This window comes from Streptomyces sp. NPDC047049, from assembly GCF_040643995.1.
Taxonomy (GTDB): domain Bacteria; phylum Actinomycetota; class Actinomycetes; order Streptomycetales; family Streptomycetaceae; genus Streptomyces; species Streptomyces mooreae.
The window spans coordinates 500,796-519,340 of the sequence record NZ_JBEYVM010000001.1; the positions used below are offsets into that span (position 1 = coordinate 500,796).

Genomic DNA, 18,545 nt, shown 5'->3' on the forward strand with positions numbered 1-18,545 from the left:
CCGTCCGCTTCTGAACTCGCAACGTCCCCAGTGGCTGGCGCCCTAGCTCTGGTGCGCCTCGTAGTGGGCGACCGCGTCCGCGGTACGACCGGCACCGTAGACCCGGAGGAACTCTGCCAGTTCGGGGTGAGCGGGGGCGAGGGTGTTCGCAGCATCGATGATGTCCCCGGCGTCGGAGACCGACCGCAGCAGGGACTGGATCTCCCGCACCACGCGCCGGACCGTGGTCGCCCCCGTCGACGACGTCTGCTGGGCGGTGTTGTTGAGCACCGAACCCCCCGCCGTCTTCTTGATTTCTTCCATGCGGTCGGTGGCCTCGGCGGCGCTGACGCTGCCGTCGGCGACCTGGCCGGCCAGATCCTGCAGCGCCTGCACCCGCTGCACCACGGCCGGGTTGCCTATCTTCGCGCGCTGCCCGCTCATCAGCTGCGAGAGCATCGGTGCCGACAGGCCGAGCACCGCGGCGAGCCGGGCCTGGTTGAGGCCGAGATCGTCGATGAGACGACGGAACAGCGCTCCCAGCGGCTCCCCGTACCAACTGCGCTGGAGTTCCCGGGCCCGCGCGGTGGCTTCCTGCTGTGCTGTGTCCATACCGTCTCCCCTGTCTCCCCGGTCGCTTCGCTGCCGCGAATCTCGCGAAGCATCCTACGGAGAGCGACGGTGTGCGGCGATACCCGGTCGGGAAAGCGGTCGGACACCAGGTACCCTGGTGCGCGAAGGGGCCTTAGCTCAGTTGGTAGAGCGCTGTCTTTGCATGGCAGATGTCAGGGGTTCGACTCCCCTAGGCTCCACTCTTTGCACCCCCTCCGACCTGCGGAAACGCGGTCGGAGGGGGTGTTTTTGTCCCGGCTGACGTGCTGGCGTGTCAATGCGGCGGTGCTGACGAACGCCTGCGGCTGCTCGTGGGCACAGGGCTTCGGGGGGCCGGGCATCAAGGTGAAGGAGGCGGCCGCTGACCGCGCCGCGGGAGGCTGACCGTCTTTCAACCCCGCTGACGGCACCGCTATCGGACTGCTTCAGATGACTGTTCCGCCTGGTCCGGCCCTGCCTCGTTGCTCGACTCCGCCGGGTGCTCCCGTCAGGGCACGAGGGCGGTGAGGCCGATGTCGAGGGGGAACGGGGCGGAGGCCCTGAGGCGGTTTCGGTGGATGCCGGTGGGTACATAGGTGCTGGTCATGATGTCGAGTTCGTAGGTGTGGACGGCGGGGGCGCCGGCCTCGTCCTCGATGCGCCAGAAGTTTGTGATCTTGGCCTGGGCGTACTTGAAGGGCTTGAGGGACCGGTCGCGGTCGGCTGATTCCTCCGAGACGACCTCGATGACGAGAGCAACGTCGTCGGGTGCGTACCAGGTGCGGTCGGGATCGTATGCGGCGGTGGTAACCAGGATGTCGGGCTCGGGACGGCTCTTGTTGTCGAGACGGACGGTCATCTCCCGCTCGACCTCGAACCCCGCAGGAGCAGCCTGGCGCAGAGCGAACGTCATGTTCTCCACGAGGCGGGAGTGCCAGGACCGCTGCGGCGACATCATGAAGATCAAGGCTCCGTCGATCAGTTCGGTGTGCCGCGGTGCTTGGGGGAGGTGGTCGAGGTCGTCGGCTTCCCAGCCGCTGGGCCTGGGCGGGATCATCCAGTCGGGGAGTTCGGCGGGCACGGCTTCCTCCAAGCGCTGCGTAGGGAGCGATCAGGGGCCTTGATCCCGGATCACGGACACGGGCCACGTACCTGGCGTCAGCGTAGTTGCTGCCGCTCCTCGGCGAGTGGCATGTAGCGCATCGTCAGGGGCGAGAGGCCCTGGCGGCTCAGCGTGTCAAGACGGCTCCGGCGTCGGTCGGTGAGGGGCGTGAGCACTGCTCCTCGCCTCTCGCTTACCCCCTCTCACCTGCGTGGACGCGGTCGATGCCCAGTTGCCGGGTCGGTCGTCCTGGTTGCCGGGGACGTGCGCCTCGCAGCGCCCCGCACCCCAAGTTGAGTACGCCGACCGAAGGGATCACCGGTGGTCGGCCCGGGGTTCCGCCTGTTTCACGTCCGGCCCCGCGGCTATTAACAAAAACTTGCGCACTGCACTGCGCTTGCTGCCTCGATGCGTATTCCACTACGGTCATCACGACGCCGCAAACAGGGGGAAAGGCGAAACCCCTGGCAGTTACCTGCTGCCAGGGGTTCGGAAAGCCGTGCCCCGGGTGGCGTGCTCAGCAGAGGCGGGCCCGGGGCTTTCCTCGTCACGGTACCACCGCCAACACTTCGTGTAACGGCTTGCGCAGGCAGGGCCGTGTTCAGAGGGGGGAAGTCCATGATCGAGAGGCTGCCGGAATGGCTGGTCCGTACCCTTTCCCTGCCGCGGATGAGCAGGTACGTCGTGGCAGCACAGGGCAAGTCGCTGAACGCTGTCCGTCTGTACTGGTGGAACGTTGAGGTCTGCAGCGCTCTGTACGGTCCGCTGCACTGTCTGGAGCTGGCCCTGCGCAACGCTCTTCACGATCAGCTGATGCGGAAGTACGCCCGACCGGATTGGTGGGCAGCGGCTCCCCTGGACTCGCAGGCCAAGCGCCTCGTCACGGAAGCCGGACGGAAGTGCAAGCGCAGAAAGGCGGCCCCCACGCCCGACAGCATCGTGGCGGAGCTGTCGTTCGGCTTCTGGGTCTCCCTGCTGAGCCGTGGCTACGACCGAGGCCTGTGGGTGCCCCTCCTGCACCAGGCGTTCCCCTGCCTGGACCAGCCGCGAAAGGGGCTCTACGACGGTTTGTCCTCGCTGGTTCTCCTGCGAAACCGGATCATGCACCACGAACCCGTACATCATCGCGATCTTGCTGCGGACCACGCCAAGATCTACCGCATGATCGGCTACATCAGCCCGGAGCTGGCGATCGAGGCCAAGACGATGGACCGCTTCCCCGAGGTCCTTGCCGGCCGCCGCGCCACGCTCGACGGCACCCGGCCGGCGCGCTTCTGATCTGGAGGATGATCTTGTGACGGACCTCGGGCGACTGATGGTGACCCGTGCCGACATCGCGCGCCTCGCGGGTGTCAAACGTCCCGCTGTGACCAACTGGGAACGGCGGCACCCTGATTTTCCTGAACCGGTGCCGGCGTCCGGGGACTCGGGCACCGACGTCTTCCGGGCGGATGACGTCGCTGTCTGGCTCGACCGGCGGACCGTACCCGCGAATGTACGGCGGGACGGAGAGCTGGCGGGCACGACCTTCGGCGACCGGTTCCGGGCGGGGCTGGACGGTGGCGAGTTCAGCGCACAGGAGTTCGTTCACAGATTGCTGGCGGAAGCGGACAGATTCCGTGGGCAGTTGGCACCGGCCGAGCTCATGCTGTTGCTGCTGGCACTGGTCCGTGTATGGGGAACCAGCCCTGCGGACCGTGCTTCGGCAACATCTCTGCGGACCGCTGTGCGTGCCGTGCTCGACCGCGACCTCGCAGGCCACGAGCAGGTGGCGGCCCTGGCCGAGGTCTTCGGACGACAGGGGCCGGGGACACGGGCCGAGTGCGCGGCCGTATTCGACTTGCTGGTGGACCGCTACCGGAGCGAGTTCGGGCGGCGCGCAGGGGGAGAGTTCTTCACGCCGAAGTCCGTGGCGCGCACCATGGCACGCATGCTGGCTGTCGCCGCTCCCCGGCCACGCCGTCTGCACGATCCTTTCTGCCGTGCCGGGGAAGCGCTGACGGCGGTTCTGGCCGAGCTGTCCGCATCCGAGGCCCGGCCCCGAGTAACGGGTACGACGCCCAGCAGCGACGCTCTGCATCTCGCCTCGATGAATCTCGCCCTCCATGGCGCGGAAGACGCAGTCTTTCGGCTGGGGATGGAGATTGAGGGGCCGGGCGGGGAATCCCCGGGGCCGAGTGGCGTCGATTGGATCGTGACCAACCCGCCCTTCGCACAGCGACTGTCCACCCCTGAGGGACAGCGGACCTGGCGTTATGGCTCCCCGGGCTCGCGCGGTGACTTCGCCTGGCTGCAGCATGTGGTGGACCGGCTGGCTCCGGGCGGGCGGGCCGCGGTGGTGATGCCGGAGGGTGCCGGGTTCCGAGGCGGCCAGGAACGGCGGATCCGTGAGGCGATGATTGAGGACGGAGCCGTGGAATGCGTAGTGGCGCTGCCCGCTCAGTTGTTCTCCACCACGGGGATCCCCGTCAACATCTGGATCTTGACACGGCCGGAGCTCCGGCGCGGGGAAGTCTTCTTCATCGACGGCTCGGCGCTGGGCAGTATGGCCGGGCAGGCCTTGCGTGCTCTGTCAGAAAGTGACACAGCCGCGATCGCCGACGTGTACGCCGCATGGCATCGCGGAGCGGAGCGAACCGAACCGGTTCCGCCCGGTGCCGTTGCGGTCCCCAGCCGTGCCCTCGGGCTCGATGAGCTTCGGGACCGGGACTACGCCCTCACCCCCCGCTCCCTGACGGTTCCGGAACACACGCTTGCGGACCCACACGTCCCCGAGCGCGTCCTTGCTCTGCGCATGGAGCGGCTGGAGTCCGCGGCAGCGCGGCTGCAGGGGCTGAGCGACGAACTGGAACGGTTCCGGGCCCCATGGCGGGAAGCATGGTCCCGGACCGAGCCAGGGGAGAACCTCCCGCCCGCCCGGCATCAGATGCGTCTCGGCGAGCTGGCGGACATCACGGTCGGCCCGGGTGGATCACGGCGGGACAGAGCGGACGACACCGTGCGTGGAGTTCCCATGGTTCGTCCTGCGGCCGTGCGCGGGCACCGGATCGTGCACGACGGCGTCACGTGGGTTCCGCAGGACGAGGCGGAAACGCTGACGCGTTATCGACTCCGGGCCGGAGACCTGGTGATGACACGAACCGGCACTCTGGGGCGCTGTGCTCTGGTGACGGAAGCTGAGGAAGGCTGGCTCTTCGGCACCCACCTCGTACGGATCCGCCCCTGTGACCCCTCGTACGCCGACTACCTCCTCGGCTTCCTGGAACGCCCCGAGGCACAGAACTGGATCATTCGGCGGGCCAGGGGCACCGCTGTGGTGTCGGTCTCCTCGAAGGATCTGTACGACCTGCCCGTCCTGCTGCCCTCGCCGGCCGAGCAGCGGGAGATCGGACGGCTGCTGAACACCCTGGACGAGCAGCGTCACACACACACCGAACTCATCGCGGCGCTCGACGTCTACCGTGCGGAACTGGCGGATCTGCTCATGTGCGGCCGGGTTGCGCTTCCTGCGGCTCGGCAAGAGGTGTCCACTTCGGACGTGGATCCGTAACCCCGCCCTCAGTCGAGCACCGGGAAGCGGCGCGGGGCCAGGAGGAGTGCGAGGACGGCGAGGGCCGCGGCCGCCGCGGCGCCGACGTAGACCCAGTCGACCGCGGTGGCGAGGGCGTCGCGCAGGGGTCCCGTGGCGGCGCCGGAGGTGGCGGAGGAGACCGCATCGAGGGGGCTGCCCCCGGTGGACGGGAGGGCGGAAGGGGTCTGCTGCAGACGGGAGTTGAGGATCGCGTTGGCCAGGGCGCCGAAGACGGCGGCGCCGATGCTGGAGCCGAGCTGGCGGCAGAAGAGGAGCGAGGCCGTCGCCGTGCCGCGTTCGGAGACGGGCACCGTCGACTGGACCCCGACGAGCAGGGGCAGCTGGGTGATGCCGAGGCAGGCACCGAGGGCCAGCGAGATGAGGGCGGGGTACCAGCGGCTGTGGGTGCCGGAGAGGACCGGGAAGGCCAGCAGGACGGGGCAGGCGACCGCCATGCCGGTCATCGCCGACTGGCGGAACCCGATGCGCCGGTAGACGTGCTGGCTGAAGGCCGCCGAGACCGGCCAGGCCACCGACATGACGGCCAGCACGAAGCCCGCCCGCAGGGGATCGAGCCCGAGCACGGACTGGGCGTACGTGGGGAGGAAGACGGTCGGGGCGATGGTCATCACGCCGAGCGCCCCCATGGCCAGATTGGCGGCGGCGATGGTGCGGCGGCGCCACACCCAGCCCGGGAGGACCGGGTCGGCCGCGCGCCGCTCCACCACGACCGTCACGGCCAGCAGGGCGGCGCCGGTGCCGAAGAGGGCGAGGGACGGCGCGGAGAGCCAGGGCCAGGCGTGTCCGCCCTGGACGATGGCGGTCAGCAGGGCGCAGCCGGTGAGGAAGAGGGCCAGTGCGCCGGCCCAGTCGGCACGCAGGCGCCCGGCGGCGCGCTTGCGGGGCGGCTCGCTCAGGCGGCGGGCCAGCAGGACGAGCGAGACCAGACCGACCGGGACGTTGAGCAGGAAGATGAGGCGCCAGTCGGACCAGGCTGTGATCAGGCCGCCGACGGCGGGGCCGAGAACGGCGGAGCCGGCCCACACCGAGGAGATGGCGGCCTGGATGCGCGGGCGTTTCTCCAGGGGGTACAGGTCGGCGGCGAGGGTCTGGACGGTGCTCTGGATCGCGCCTCCGCCGAAACCCTGGACGATGCGGAAGACGATCAGCGCGGCCATGTTCCAGGAGGCCGCGCACAGCGCGGAGCCCGCCAGGAAAAGGGTGATGCCGAACAGCAGGACCGGCTTGCGCCCCAGGGTGTCGCTGAGCTTGCCGTAAACCGGCAGGGACACCGTGCCGGCGAGCAGATAGCCGGAGAAGAGCCAGGAGAAGTACGAGAACCCGCCGAGGTCGGCGACGATCCGCGGAACGGCCGTGGCCACCACCGCGCTGTCCAGCGCCGCCAGCGCCATCGCCATCATCAGGGCGAGGACGAGGGCACGGCGGCCGGGCGGCGCGGCCGGGCGCTGTGCCGTCCGCTGCGGGTCGGCGGTGCCGGGCCCTCCGGGGCGGCTCACGCCGCGCTCCCCGGGTGCTCCGGGCCGCCGGGGTGGTAGCTGCCGGTCATCAGGGGGACGCCGAGCAGGGGCTCCAGCCGGCTCAGCAGGTCCTCGGAGGTCCGCTCGACGGCCGTCGGGTCGGTGTCCTGGACGATGAACCGGGCCAGCGCCTGGCCCCGGGCCACGTCGCTGCCGGGGCCGGTGCGGTACTCGCCGAAGCCGATCACCTCCTTGACGCGGGGGTGCCCGTCCAGGAGCGCCAGGGTCGCGTCGGGGCCGAGCCGGCCGGCCTCGCGGGGGAGGACGACGCGGACCGCGGTGCAGCCGGCCCTGAAGGGTGGCGCGGCGACGTCGTCGGCCCCGGCGAGGATGTCCAGCAGCGCGGCGTAGACCTCCTGCCCGGTGGCGTGGCGGTAGGCGGCGGGCAGGCCGCCGCCCATGACCCGGGGGTTGAACTCGACCAGGACGGGCCCCCGTGGGGTGACCATGATCTCCAGGTGGAAGACGCCGATGTCGGCACCGATCGCCCGGCAGACCCGGCGGGCGTACTCCCAGCACGCGGTGGCCTGCTGCGCCTCCAGGCCGGCCGGGATGAAGGACCCCAGGGCGGTGACCCCGTCGCCCGCCCAGCGGTAGCGGCCGCTGATGCACAGCGGGAAGAACCGGCCGTCGCGGGCGCCGATCTCCACCGACACCAGCTCCCCCACCAGGAACTCCTCGATGAGGACGCCGCGCCGGAACTGGCCGCGCCAGTCCTCGGGAACCGCGTCGAGGCCGCGCTGCAGCCGCTGCCAGGCCGACTTCGCCTGGGCCACGTCATGGACGACACAGGCGAGCAGCCCGGCCGCCCCGGACGGTGGCTTGAACACCACGGGGTAGCCGATCCGCTCCGCCGCCGCCAGGGCCGCCTCCTCGTCGGTGGCGGTCGCGAAGTGGGCCGAGGCCAGGCCCGCGGCCCGCAGCGCCGCCCGGGTGCGGTCCTTGCGCCGGGCGGTGAGCACCGCCTCCGGTGCGGTGCCCCGCAGCCCCAGGGCGCGGCAGGCCGCCGCCACCGCCTCGGCGGACATCTCGTGCTGCGTGGTGACGAAGTCGATGGGGTGTGCGGCGTGGCACTCGGCCAGCGCCGCGGTCACCACGTCGTGGTCGGTGGTGACCAGCCCGTCGACCAAGTGGTCCACCGACGAGACCAGGGCCAGGTTGGCGTCGGTGAGCGGGTACTGGGTGTGTGCGGACTGCAGATAGGTGACCCGGTGTCCCGCGTTCTTGGCCAGCCTGATGGCCTGCAGGGCAGGGGGGTTGGAGTCGACGAAGGCCAGGTGCATGCCATTCCCGGTGGGGCTGAGGGGGCGGAGGGCGCGGGCGGTCAGCGGTAGTGGGTGACGCCGTCCTTGACGCGGTAGGCGTCGCGCTCGAAGAGCTGGAACGCGACCGCGTCGCGGTCGCCGAAGAGGGCGCCGGCCCGGGACATGTTGAGCCGCAGGAATCCCCGGGCGTAGCTCTCCGGGTCCTCGTCGGTGAGCGCTTCCAGGTAGGCCCGGTGCTGGAGCACCGCCTCGACGGCACGGTCCTCGGCGCCCGCGACGTCCACGGCGTGCGTGGGGTACGGGGAGCCGGCGACGCCCATCCACCGCACGCCTTCCCAGGGGTCGAGGCCGTCCTCGGTGAAGACATAGCGGTTGCCGGCGTCGACGACGGCGTCCAGTGCGGCCCGGCCGACGACCCGGTGGTCCGAGGTGTTCCAGGAGACGCCGCGCCAGTGCTCGTGGTGGTTGACCGTGAGCACCATGTCCGGCCGGTGGCGGCGGATGGCGGTGGCGAACTCCCGGCGCAGCGCCAGGGAGTCGGTGATCAGCCCGTCCGGGTGGTCCAGGAAGTCCACCGAGGTCACCCCGGCGACCGCCGAGCTCGCGCGCTGTTCCCGTTCCCGCAGCGGCCTGGCCGTCTCCGGGTCGCAGCCGTCGATGCCCGCCTCGCCGCGGCTGGCCAGGACGTAGGCGATCTCCTTGCCGCTGTCGGTCCAGGTGATCACCGCCGGTCCCATGGCGTACTCGATGTCGTCGGGGTGTGCCACCAGCGCCAGTCCGCGCGACCAGTCGGTGGGCATCTCCTTGAGCCGTGCCGTCATCGTTGCTCCCTGCTCTCGGCGTGGGTGCCGCTCCCGGCGGCGGTGGGGTGGCCGGCCAGTACGGCGTCGATCCGCCGCAGGCCCTCGGCCAGGACGTCCGGCTCCCGGGCGAAGGTGAGGCGGAGGCCGTGCTCGGTGCCGAACACCTCGGCCGGCATCAGCAGCACCCGCTCCCGGCGCAGGACCTCGCGGCAGAACTCCAGCGAGGACGGCAGACCAGGGGTGTGCAGCCAGGCGTACGGGGTGCCCTCCGGCTGCCACATCCGCAGCGTGCCGCGGTGCCGGGCGGCCCAGCGCTCCAGCGTCCGCAGGCCGTCGGTGATCAGCTGCCGGTAGCGCCGCACGTGCTCCTCGCGGCGTTCCAGGATCCCGGTGGCCAGCTCTTCCAGGACCACCGAGTTGGTGACGGTGGTGAAGTGCTTGTACTGCATGGCCGCGTCCACGACCTCGGGCGGGCCGCACATCCAGCCGACGCGCAGGCCCGGGACCCCGTAGACCTTGGAGACGCTGGAGACGGAGACGGCGTTCTCGTACGCCCCGACCCAGGAGTCGGTGCCGAGGTCGGCGACGTACTCCTCGTCGAGGATCAGATGACCGCCGTGCCCGCGCAGCGCCTCGGCCAGTTCCTTGATGCCGTCGGCGGTGACCTTCCGGCCGGTCGGATTGCACGGCGAGTTGAGCACCACGGCCCTCGTGCGGGGGCCGATCCTGCGCAGCGCCGCGGCGATGTCCGGGCGGCCGTCGGCGGTGGTGCCGACGGCGTCCACCCGGCACCCGGCCCGGGACAGCACCGGCTCCGCCTGCTGCCAGCCGGGGGTGAAGATCACGGCGTGGTCGCCCGCGGACAGCAGGGTGCGGTAGAGGAGGTAGAGGGCTTCCTGCCCGCCGTGGGTGATGCCTATGTGGGACGGATCGCGGCCGTAGAGGCCGGCCACGAGGTGGCGCAGCGGGGCGGTGCCCCGGTTGTTGCCGTAGTCCAGGAGGCAGTCGGCGGGCAGGGGGTGGTCGGACAGGCGGCTGCCGCCCACATAGCTGTCGCCGAGGTCGATGTCGTAGTGGCCGTGGGCCTCGTCGAAGTACCACTGGCGCATGGTGATCTCGGTCATGAGGCCAGCCGCCCGCGGAATGCCGGGGCCCACCGGCCGGCCACGACGGGCCGGACCGGGCCGGTCAGGGTGACCTCGCCGGCCTCGGAGATGCCGACGGCGAGGTGCCCGCCGGGCATTTCGACGGTGACCTCGGGGCCGGTCAGCCCGAGGGCGTGGGCGGCGACGGCCGCCGCACAGGCGCTGCTGCCCGAGGCGAGCGTGTAGCCGGCGCCCCGTTCATAGGCCTCGATGCGGATGCGGTCGGCGGCGCGCACCTCCATGAGCTGGACGTTGATGCGTCCGGGGAAGCGTGCGTGGCCGGCGAGCTCGGGGCCCAGGCGCCGGGCCAGCTCCTCGGTGACCTCGGTGCCGTCCAGCGGGAGGACGCAGTGCGGGTTGCCCAGGAAGACACAGGTGGCCGTCCATTCGCGCGCCGCCGCGGGCAGGGTTTCGCGCAGCATCTCCCGGCGCGGACCGGTGGCACCGATCAGCTCGCTGTCCAGGGACGCCTGCCCCATGGAGACGCGGACGGGTGCCCCGTCCCCGGGGTGGCCGCCGACCGGGGAGGCGGCGTTCGGTGCGTCCGGGCCGGGGGCCGGGTCCACCAGCTGCACGGTGACCGGTCCGGCCAGGGTGCGGACGGTGAACTCCGGCTCCCCGGTCCAGCCGTGGTCGCGGAGGTAACGGCCGAAGATGCGCAGCCCGTTGCCGCTCTTCTCGCACTCGGTGCCGTCGGAGTTGAAGGTGCGCAGCCCGAATCCGTGTTCTTCGGGGAGCGGGCCGTAGAGCACTCCGTCGGCGCCGGGACCGTAGTGGCGGTCGCAGATCAGCCGGATGTTCTCCGGTGTCGGCGCCACCTGGCCGGCGGCCGGAGGGATCACCAGGTAGTCGTTGCCCAGGGCCTCGTACTTCACGAAGTCATGGCCGTCGGCCATGCCGTGGCGAGGGGGCGGCAAGGGGTGCGGCACGTCCTCCCCCTCAGGCCTGCGCGCCGACGGCGACGGGGGACCGGCCCCGCATGCGCCGCAGCAGTTCGTCGAGGTAGTCCTGTGAGGTGTTGAGCCTGATCATGGCGCCGAGGGCGATGTCCCGGCCGATCAGGGGGTCGCCGTCCACCAGCGGTGCCACGACGTTCTTGAACCAGCCGGAGGCGTGGCCGGCGTCGATGCCGATGTGCAGGTCGTGGTAGGTGATGCCGACTTCGTGCAGGCCGAGTCTGCGCCAGGTGTCGACCACGCAGCGGAAGCGGCGGGGCGCCAGGTACTCCGTCACGCCGAAGTAGCCCACGGCCTTGTAGTAGTGCCGGCGGGCGAGACCGAGGCAGGCGGAGAGGTTTCCGCAGATTCCGGCCTCCAGCATGAAGCTGTCCCGGATGAAGGCCGGGTCGGCGCCGATGGACTCCAGGGCCTGGGAGAAGAGGCTGGTGTGGACCAGCTCGGCGTCGCCGTTGCCCATCTCGTCCCAGTAGTTGGCGGCTATCTCCATCTTCTCGCCACCGGTGCGGCCCATCTGCATCGAGGCGAGGATGTCGTCGAAGCGCGGGTCGAGGCTGGTCTCCTGGGCGAGCAGCAGCCGCAGGTCCTCCCGGGTGCCCCGCTGCTCGATGTGCTCGTGGTAGAGCGGGTGCCGGCCGGCCGGGTGGTCGTTGACGAGGTTCTTCAGCCAGCGGACGTACTCCGTGCCGGACCGGGGGTAGCCGGTGACGGTCTCCTCGTCGATACGGGCGGTTTCCTCGCCCAGCATGGCCGCTTCCAGGATCGCGGCCACATCGCGCAGCAGGGGCGCGCGTTCGTGGTCGACCTCGCCGATGACCACGCCGGAGAAGTCCCGGTCGTAGATGAGGGCGAGCAGTTCGTGCATTTCGGCGAGCGCGGTGCGGTCCTTGCCGGCGTAGGCGCGCTCGGTGAGCTCCTTGCAGGCGGCGGCCAGTGCGCCGCGGAAGGCGTAGTTCTCGGTCAGCAGGGTCAGTTCGCCGGCGGTACAGGACTCCAGGGCGCGCACCGCGGAGAGCGGACCCTCGGCGAGCCGGGTTTTCCAGTCTTCAGACATGCGGAATCAGCACAATCTTCTCGGTGTGGGCGGTGGGGAAGTGGCGGCCGGGCTCAGCCGGCGTCCTCGGACAGGGCGGAGGAGTCGTGCTCGTCGCCGTACCACTTGTGCTGCCAGCGCGAGAAGGCGACGATCACGATGTCCCGGTGTCCGGGCCCGTCGCCGTCCGCCACGACGTCGGTCACGTCGTGGGCGATGGCCTTGTCGTCGAGGAGTACGGCCTGGCCCGCCTGGAGCGTCCCGGTCCAGAAGGGCTCGTCGGCGCCGGGCTTCCACAGCCGGGTCTCGCCACCGCCCACGTTCTTCCGGCGCAGTACGGCGATCATCACGAATTCGTGGCCGTCGTGGTGCACGCCCTCGGGCGTCAGCGGCCCGGGGCGCCCGGCCTCGGCCCGGGTGCGGTTCTGGTGCACATTGATCTGCCAGTCCTCGCCGCGGTCGAGGCCGATGCCGTCGATTCCCCGGGAGATCAGTCCGGTGAAGTCGGCCTCGATGGGTTCGTAGGTCCGGCGAATGCCGCCGGCGGCCTTGTTGAACTTCTTGTACGCCGTGTAGTCCCGGTGCGGCAGCAGCGCGAAGTTCCAGGCGTCGCCCTCGCCGGGGGACAGCCGGTACTGCGAGAAGCGTTTGAAGCGCGTGCCGTTGCCCATGTAGTCGTCGACCGGAAGGTCGTCGTAGCTGTCCAGGAGTTCCGTGGGGACGGCGGGCAGATCGAAGACGGTGAATCCCTGGGTGCCGATCGGCATGGAGTGCTCCTTTGTGAGGAGGAGGGAGTCCTTGTGGGTGGTCCGTACTCGGTGTGCGTGGGCTGTGCTCGGTGTGGGTGGACGAGCACTGCCCGGCTGGATGCGTCCGGACAGCGCTTCTCTGCGGGGGCGGACGGTTGGTGACGGGTGGTCAGGACGGCCCGGGGGCGGTCAGTCGGCGGCGTGGGCGCGCGCCGGCCGCAGGGCACGGGACCACGCCTGGAGTTCGGGGTCGGCCAGGGAGCCCAGCAGCCAGTCGTGGTCCAGCTCCTGGCCGGCCAGCGAGGGCACGGTGACCAGGTGGAGCCCCGCGGCGCGGGCCGCGCGGATGCCCGTGTTGGAGTCCTCGAAGGCGACGCAGGAGCCGGGGTCGGCGCCGAGCGCCCGGCAGGCGGTGAGGTACAGGTCGGGCGCGGGTTTGGGAGCCGCCACCTCGTCGGCCGCGAACGACAGTGGCAGCAGATCGGCCAGGCCGGAGCTCCCCAGCGCGGTGTCCAGCAGCGACCGGGGGCTGTTGCTCGCGACGGCGACGGGCAGCCGTTCGGCACAGGCCCGGACCAGGTCAGCGGCTCCGGGCAGCGCGGCCACTCCGTCGGCCAGCTCCCGGCGCACGCCCTCCAGCAGCTCGGCGGAGAGCAGCGCACCTTCGCCGGGACGCCCGAAGTAATCGGCCATCACCTCGCCGACGCCCTCCACCGTCTTGCCGATGACAAGCTGCTTTTCGGCCAGGCCGAATTCGCGCCCGTGCGCGCGAAAGAGCGCGCTTTCCGCCCGCGACCAGCAGGTTTCGGTGTCCAAAAGAAGGCCGTCGCAGTCGAATACGATGGCTTCGAGATCGGTGGGCAGCGGAAAAACGGCCGAACGAGCCTGGGTGCTGGCCAAAATTCCTCCATGTGGTGCCGGCCTGGGGTGGCGCTATACCAGTTTTCGAGCATGGGACAGCCGGTGATGGCCGAAATCAAGCCACCACTCGCAGCATGGGGAAAGTGGAATCAGTGATTCCCATGGAAAAGCGGAATCACGGCCTCCCAGTGGATCCCCCCGTGCAGCGGTCCCCGGCATCGGGACGCGCGAACGGAGGCCGTGCGCGCGGCCGTTGGGGACACTCACCGCCCTGTCTGCGGGCATGAAGCCGCAATGAACTCCGGGCAGTTGATGTCGCTAACTCAAGCCAGAGTATCCGGTTTTGGGAAAGAAATGCTGTGTGGCGTGCGTCACAATCCCTGGCGATTGACATATCTCAGCAAGATCCGCTGTTCTGATTAGGCAAACGCCGGAAGTCGGGAATCCAGCCGGTTTTCAAAACTGATGTTGTCCGGGGGGACTTGAGTCCGTAAGGGCAAAAGGCGTGGTGCTTTCGGGCACCGCGTTGGTCCGCAAGGGCAATTCGGGATCACTGGATCCCGGGGGGATATCCGCAAGATCCAGTAGGGGGGTGAATCACCATGCGTAAGTACACCAAGCCGGAGGCCAAGAAGGTCAACCAGGGCACCGTTCTGGGCTCCGTGGTCTGAACCACGGCGGTCTGAACCGCAAAGGCGCCGCACCTCAAGGTTGTGCCTTGAGGTGCGGCCCCTTCCCCGGTGACGACCGTCCTTCTCCTTCACTTCCGTGGGAGTTGCGCCGCTTCGCGCGGCGTTTCCGCCTTGTGGCGGAGGAATCAGCACATGAATCGAGCGAGGTAACGATGTGTGGTCTGAGCGGAATCGCTCGCGTGGACGGAAGAGCGCTGACCGGCGCCGCGGACTCCCAGCTCCAGCGAATGGTTCAGGCCATAGCCCACCGGGGACCCGACGGTGAGGCCTACTACCGTTCGGGCCCGCTCGGATTCGGCTTCGTACGGTTGTCGCTGGTGGATGTGGCCGGCGGTGACCAGCCGCTGCGGACCGAGGACGACGACCTGGTCCTGATCGCCAATGGCGAGATCTACAACCACGAGGAGCTGGCCGCCACGCTCCCGAGCGGCACGCGGCTGCGGACCCGCTCGGACTGCGAGGTGCTGCTCCACCTCTACCGCCGCGACGGGCTGCGCTTCCTGGACGAGGTGCGCGGGATGTTCTCCCTCGCGCTCTACGACCGCACGCGAGGCCGGCTGCTGCTGGCCCGTGACCGCTTCGGCATCAAGCCGGTCTTCTACCACCAGAACGCCGAGCGGGTCGTCTTCGGCTCGGAGGTCAAGGCGCTCTTCGAGGACCCCGACTGCCCCCGTGAGCTGGACTGGGAGCGCGCGCTGCGCGACCAGGCCATGACGCGTGCCCCGGCTTTCGACGAGAGCCCGGCCCACTCGTGGTTCAAGGGCGTCGAGCTCGCCCCGGCCGGCTGTGTGGTCTCCTTCGACCTGCGCTCCGGCGAGCGCTCGACCCACCGCTACTGGTCGTTCCCCGAGTTCGACCCCGCCGACGGCGCGTCCGAGGAAGAGCTGGTGCGCCGCTACGGCGAGCTGCTGTCCTCCGCGGTGGCCGACTGCGAGATGGCGGACGTCGAGATCGGCCTTTTCCTCAGCGGCGGTATCGACTCCGCCGCGGTGGCCGCACTGGCCTCCGGCAAGCCCCAGACCTTCACCGCGCTGAACGGCTCCACCCTCGCCAATGGCGACTCCGAGTGGGGGCACCGTACGGCCGGAATCCTCGGGCTGACGAATCATCAGATCCTTTTCCGCACCGATTCCGTCCCCGGTGTGGAGGAGTGGAAGCGGTTCCTGTGGCTGATGCAGACGCCGCTGGCCGGTCCCGAGGCGTTCTACAAGCACGAGATGTATCGCTACGTCCGCGACCGGACGCCGCATATCAAAGCCATGCTTCTGGGCGGCGGGGCCGATGAATTCAACGGCGGTTACTCCAAGGGCATCGCGGGCGGCGGTGAATGGCCCGATTTCCTGGACAACCTGGACCGTATGGCGGTCCGCCGGGACCAGTACCGCAGCCCCGAACTGGGTGCCTGGTGGGACGTCCCCGGCCTGCCGCTGGTCAAGTCCTCGGTGCTGCGCGAAGCCGCCGGGCGCCCGGCCCACGAGCCGTACGAGGCGCTGTTCCGCTGGAAGTACCGCGATGTGCAGCAGTACAACTGCTGGCACGAGGACCGGTCGGCGGCCGGCAACGGCATCGAGGCCCGGGTGCCGTTCCTGGACCACCGCCTCATCGAGCTGGTGGCCGCGGTCCCCGGGGCGCTGCGCCCCAGCCTGATCTGGGACAAGCAGATTCTGCGGCGGTCCCTGGTCGGCCACCTGCCCGACGAGCTGGTGCACCGCCCCAAGGGCCCCTTCTTCTACGGGGAAGGCGTCCGGCACACCTACCGCGCCTTCGGCGCCATGCTCGCCCAGGACGGCGGCCGGCTGCTGGAGGAGGCGCTGAGCGGACCCGGCGCCCGGGAGTTCCTGGACGCGGACAACCTGCGGGCCACGCTGCGGCAGCTGCGGGCCAACCCCTCCTCCGGACACGTGGAGTTCCTGCTCTCGGCGGTCAACCTCGGCCTTCTGGAGCAGATGGCGGCCTCGCTGCCCGCCCCGCACGTCCAGGTCGCCAAGGCGCCCGTGCCGCAGTCGGTCCCGGTGAACGACTGGGACACCGACGCGGAGAAGATCGAGGCGGAGGTCGTCCGGCGGCCCCCCGTCGACCCGCGGACCCGTGCGGCGGTCGCGGACAACTTGCTGCTGCTCAAGGACCCGGCCGAGCCGTCGGTGTGGTACCTGACCATCGACGGCGAGATCGAGTACGTCCTCGACGAGGACGAGCTGCCCGAGTGGCCCGCCGTGCTGCGGGCGCTGGACGGCGAGCGCACGATCGGCGAGGTCCTGGACGGGCTCGGACACAGCCTGGAGACCGTGCACGAAGAGCTCGCCGACGCCATCGACCTGGGGATCGTGGTGGCCGCGGAGGCGGCGCCATGACCACGGCTGCCGGCCGGGCGGTGCACGACGAGAGCCGGCAACGCCGGTCCGCCGCCACCTTCGCACCGGTCGGCTGGCGGCCCGAGCCCCGGCAACTGATGGCCGCCGCCACGGTGGCGGCCTTTGCCGTTGGGCTGTGGACCGTGGGCTCGGCCCCCCTGCGGGTGGTGGCCGTCCTGCTGGTGGCCGAAGCCGTGCTGATGGGCCTGCCGTGGCGGGTGCCGCGGGGCGGGCGCAGCGGCGCGAGCATCTGGGCGGAGACGCTGGCCGGTCTGGTGGCTCCGCTGGGCGCGCTGGTGCTCACCGCGTGCACGGCGCCCCAGTGGCTCACCCGGTCCGCCGAGTGGTGGTGGTTCGCCGTGGCGCTCGCCGTCGGCGCCGGGCTGGTCGTGCTGAGCGGTCTGCGCCCGGCCGGGCTGTTCACCGGCGAGCTCGCCTTCGTGCTGGGGCCCACCCCGCGCTCCCACGGCAGCGCCCGCGCCTTCGCGGGCGCGGTGGGCGCCGTCGGGGAGGAGATCCTGTTCCGCGCCCCCGTCTTGATGGTGGCGGACCCGGCGCTGCTGGGCCTGCTGGCGGCGACGGCCTTCGTGGCGCAGCACCACATCCAGCCGGGCGCCAACCGGCGCGGCACGGTCCGCTCCACGGCGGTGGAGATCGCCGGGGCCGTGGCGCTGCTCGCCCTGACCCTGGCCTCGCAGTCGGTCTATCCGGCCCTGCTCGCTCACCTCGTCAACAACATCCCCCAGATCGTCATCGAACTACAGCGCGAGAACGAGGACAGGAGCTGGTCGTGAAACCGGACTTGGACGGGTGCCTGGACGCACTGAGGCGCAAGGGCCTGGCCCCCGACGACCCGGTCGCCGTCGTGGTGGTCGGCTCGGTCACCCGGGGCTGGGCACACGCCGCGAGCGACTTCGACCTCTACGTCCTCACCGACGCCCCCTGCCGGATGCCCGGCGCCCGGACGGTGGCGGTGCCGCTCACCCCGGACACCGTCACCTCGGTGGACTTCACCGACGGCGGCCGGCGGTACGAGGTCACGTACTGGACCGACGCCCAGGTCGGCCAGATGCTGGAGAAGGTCACCTGGGACGCCTTCGACTCCGATGAATCCTCGCTGCGCATCCTCACCTCGAACGAGGAGCTGTTCCTGGAGCGCCTGTCCGGCGGCGTGGCACTGACCGGCGCGGACTGGCTCAAGCGGCGCGCGGAGCAGCTGCACGACTCCGCCTACCGGGCCTTCGTTTCGACCCGCTCGCTGTCCGAGGCGGACGGCAAGGTCGAGCAGGCGCTGGGCATGCTGGAGACCGGGGACACCCACAGCGCCGTGCTGGCCGCCAAGGTCGCCTTCCAGCAGGCCACCGACGCCCTCCTGGACAGCCATGGCGTCTACGGCACCCACACGCCCAAGTGGCGCGCCCGCCGGGTGCAGGACGCCCGTCTCGACGCCTTGCCCTTCGAGCGGTACTGGGCCCTGGAGACCATGGCCGACTTCGATCCGCAGCGCCCCGAGGACTGGGTGCGCCGGACCGTCGAGTTCTGCAAGGACCTGTCCCTGGAGGTCGAGATCTGATGGCAGCACCTCATCCCTTCGGTCCCGAAGCGGTGCCGCGGCGCAGCATGTCCGCCCGGATGCGCAAGTTCCGCGGCAAGCTCATCGTCGCCAACGGCCCGCATGCCGTCGAGCTCGACGAGATCGGGACGTTCGTGTTCAAGCGGGTCGACGGCTCGACCACCGTCCAGGGCATCGCCGAGCAGCTGGCCGCCGAGTACGACGTCTCCGTGCAGGTGGCCGCCGAGGACATCGGCGAACTGCTCGCCGACCTCGCCGGCAGCGGCGTGGTGGAAGCGACCGCGCCGTGACCGTCCTCGGTCCGGCGGGCCCGGCCCCGGGCCACCGTCCGCTGCC

Annotated in this window: 16 protein-coding genes and 1 tRNA gene; 7 read left to right on the forward strand and 10 right to left on the reverse strand. The window is 70.5% G+C overall.

The genetic code is table 11. From position 1 onward, the window contains the following. Positions 1-42: 42 nt before the first annotated feature. A complete protein-coding gene (locus tag ABZ851_RS02350; protein WP_086718572.1) occupies positions 43-591 on the reverse strand; it encodes a DNA-binding protein in 549 nt (182 codons plus the stop codon). Between the two features lie 127 nt (positions 592-718). On the opposite strand from ABZ851_RS02350, the gene ABZ851_RS02355 reads away from it, so the two are divergent. Then, a tRNA-Ala gene (locus ABZ851_RS02355) sits at positions 719-791 on the forward strand. A gap of 287 nt (positions 792-1,078) precedes the next feature. Here the strand turns inward: ABZ851_RS02355 and ABZ851_RS02360 are convergent. Then, positions 1,079-1,651 carry a Uma2 family endonuclease gene (locus ABZ851_RS02360; RefSeq protein ID WP_361120907.1) on the reverse strand — a complete coding sequence of 191 codons (573 nt, stop codon included), beginning with the start codon at positions 1,649-1,651 and terminating at the stop codon, positions 1,079-1,081. 639 nt (positions 1,652-2,290) lie between these two features. Between ABZ851_RS02360 and ABZ851_RS02365 the strand changes: the two genes are divergently transcribed. Both ABZ851_RS02365 and ABZ851_RS02370 read left to right on the forward strand, forming a co-directional pair. Further along, complete coding sequence (locus tag ABZ851_RS02365) at positions 2,291-2,950, forward strand: hypothetical protein (protein ID WP_361120910.1); 660 nt, start codon at positions 2,291-2,293, stop codon at positions 2,948-2,950. Between the two features lie 130 nt (positions 2,951-3,080). Further along, positions 3,081-5,222 (forward strand): N-6 DNA methylase, encoded by a 2,142-nt coding sequence (locus ABZ851_RS02370; protein ID WP_361120913.1) that lies wholly within the window; start codon positions 3,081-3,083, stop codon positions 5,220-5,222. Positions 5,223-5,230: 8 nt separating this feature from the next. Here the strand turns inward: ABZ851_RS02370 and ABZ851_RS02375 are convergent, their stop codons facing one another. From ABZ851_RS02375 to ABZ851_RS02410, 8 genes are all read right to left on the reverse strand, one after another. Further along, on the reverse strand, positions 5,231-6,760 hold the full coding sequence (locus ABZ851_RS02375; RefSeq protein ID WP_361120916.1) for an MFS transporter: 1,530 nt from the start codon (positions 6,758-6,760) through the stop codon (positions 5,231-5,233). After that, entirely contained in the window at positions 6,757-8,064 is a 1,308-nt protein-coding gene (locus ABZ851_RS02380; protein ID WP_361120919.1) for an ATP-grasp domain-containing protein, read from the reverse strand. Before ABZ851_RS02380 ends, ABZ851_RS02375 begins: the two co-directional genes overlap by 4 nt. A gap of 41 nt (positions 8,065-8,105) precedes the next feature. Then, positions 8,106-8,867 (reverse strand): PIG-L deacetylase family protein, encoded by a 762-nt coding sequence (locus ABZ851_RS02385; protein ID WP_361120922.1) that lies wholly within the window; start codon positions 8,865-8,867, stop codon positions 8,106-8,108. Further along, positions 8,864-9,973, reverse strand: a complete 1,110-nt coding sequence (locus tag ABZ851_RS02390) for a pyridoxal phosphate-dependent aminotransferase (RefSeq protein WP_361120925.1) — start codon at positions 9,971-9,973, stop codon at positions 8,864-8,866. Before ABZ851_RS02390 ends, ABZ851_RS02385 begins: the two co-directional genes overlap by 4 nt. Continuing rightward, positions 9,970-10,923 carry a diaminopimelate epimerase gene (gene dapF, locus ABZ851_RS02395; RefSeq protein ID WP_361120928.1) on the reverse strand — a complete coding sequence of 318 codons (954 nt, stop codon included), beginning with the start codon at positions 10,921-10,923 and terminating at the stop codon, positions 9,970-9,972. The genes ABZ851_RS02390 and dapF overlap by 4 nt, the downstream gene beginning before the upstream one ends. A gap of 10 nt (positions 10,924-10,933) precedes the next feature. After that, positions 10,934-12,004, reverse strand: a complete 1,071-nt coding sequence (locus tag ABZ851_RS02400; RefSeq protein ID WP_361120931.1) for an iron-containing redox enzyme family protein — start codon at positions 12,002-12,004, stop codon at positions 10,934-10,936. A 53-nt stretch (positions 12,005-12,057) separates the two neighbouring features. Continuing rightward, positions 12,058-12,750 (reverse strand): 2OG-Fe dioxygenase family protein, encoded by a 693-nt coding sequence (locus tag ABZ851_RS02405; RefSeq protein ID WP_361120934.1) that lies wholly within the window; start codon positions 12,748-12,750, stop codon positions 12,058-12,060. Positions 12,751-12,921: 171 nt separating this feature from the next. Continuing rightward, a complete protein-coding gene (locus tag ABZ851_RS02410; protein ID WP_361120937.1) occupies positions 12,922-13,632 on the reverse strand; it encodes an HAD family phosphatase in 711 nt (236 codons plus the stop codon). A gap of 805 nt (positions 13,633-14,437) precedes the next feature. Between ABZ851_RS02410 and asnB the strand changes: the two genes are divergently transcribed. The 4 genes from asnB to ABZ851_RS02430 are packed head-to-tail and all read left to right on the forward strand — an operon-like array spanning position 14,438 to position 18,499. Next, positions 14,438-16,636 (forward strand): asparagine synthase (glutamine-hydrolyzing), encoded by a 2,199-nt coding sequence (asnB, locus tag ABZ851_RS02415; RefSeq protein WP_361120940.1) that lies wholly within the window; start codon positions 14,438-14,440, stop codon positions 16,634-16,636. Beyond that, entirely contained in the window at positions 16,633-17,430 is a 798-nt protein-coding gene (locus ABZ851_RS02420; RefSeq protein ID WP_361120943.1) for a CPBP family glutamic-type intramembrane protease, read from the forward strand. Before asnB ends, ABZ851_RS02420 begins: the two co-directional genes overlap by 4 nt. Continuing rightward, positions 17,427-18,209: a nucleotidyltransferase domain-containing protein gene (locus tag ABZ851_RS02425; RefSeq protein WP_361120947.1), complete on the forward strand. Its 783-nt coding sequence runs from the start codon at positions 17,427-17,429 to the stop codon at positions 18,207-18,209. The genes ABZ851_RS02420 and ABZ851_RS02425 overlap by 4 nt, the downstream gene beginning before the upstream one ends. Further along, a complete protein-coding gene (locus tag ABZ851_RS02430) occupies positions 18,209-18,499 on the forward strand; it encodes a PqqD family protein (RefSeq protein ID WP_361120950.1) in 291 nt (96 codons plus the stop codon). Before ABZ851_RS02425 ends, ABZ851_RS02430 begins: the two co-directional genes overlap by 1 nt. The last annotated feature ends 46 nt before the right edge of the window (positions 18,500-18,545 follow it).

Excerpts from the sequence above, each read along its gene's own strand:
- ABZ851_RS02365 (WP_361120910.1), top strand. The coding sequence starts at position 2,291 with ATGATCGAGAGGCTGCCGGAATGGCTGGTCCGTACCCTTTCCCTGCCG.
- ABZ851_RS02420 (WP_361120943.1), top strand. The coding sequence starts at position 16,633 with ATGACCACGGCTGCCGGCCGGGCGGTGCACGACGAGAGCCGGCAACGC.
- asnB (WP_361120940.1), top strand. The coding sequence starts at position 14,438 with ATGTGTGGTCTGAGCGGAATCGCTCGCGTGGACGGAAGAGCGCTGACC.
- ABZ851_RS02350 (WP_086718572.1), bottom strand. The coding sequence starts at position 591 with ATGGACACAGCACAGCAGGAAGCCACCGCGCGGGCCCGGGAACTCCAG.
- ABZ851_RS02385 (WP_361120922.1), bottom strand. The coding sequence starts at position 8,867 with ATGACGGCACGGCTCAAGGAGATGCCCACCGACTGGTCGCGCGGACTG.
- ABZ851_RS02380 (WP_361120919.1), bottom strand. The coding sequence starts at position 8,064 with ATGCACCTGGCCTTCGTCGACTCCAACCCCCCTGCCCTGCAGGCCATC.
- ABZ851_RS02400 (WP_361120931.1), bottom strand. The coding sequence starts at position 12,004 with ATGTCTGAAGACTGGAAAACCCGGCTCGCCGAGGGTCCGCTCTCCGCG.
- ABZ851_RS02390 (WP_361120925.1), bottom strand. The coding sequence starts at position 9,973 with ATGACCGAGATCACCATGCGCCAGTGGTACTTCGACGAGGCCCACGGC.
- ABZ851_RS02405 (WP_361120934.1), bottom strand. The coding sequence starts at position 12,750 with ATGCCGATCGGCACCCAGGGATTCACCGTCTTCGATCTGCCCGCCGTC.
- ABZ851_RS02430 (WP_361120950.1), top strand. The coding sequence starts at position 18,209 with ATGGCAGCACCTCATCCCTTCGGTCCCGAAGCGGTGCCGCGGCGCAGC.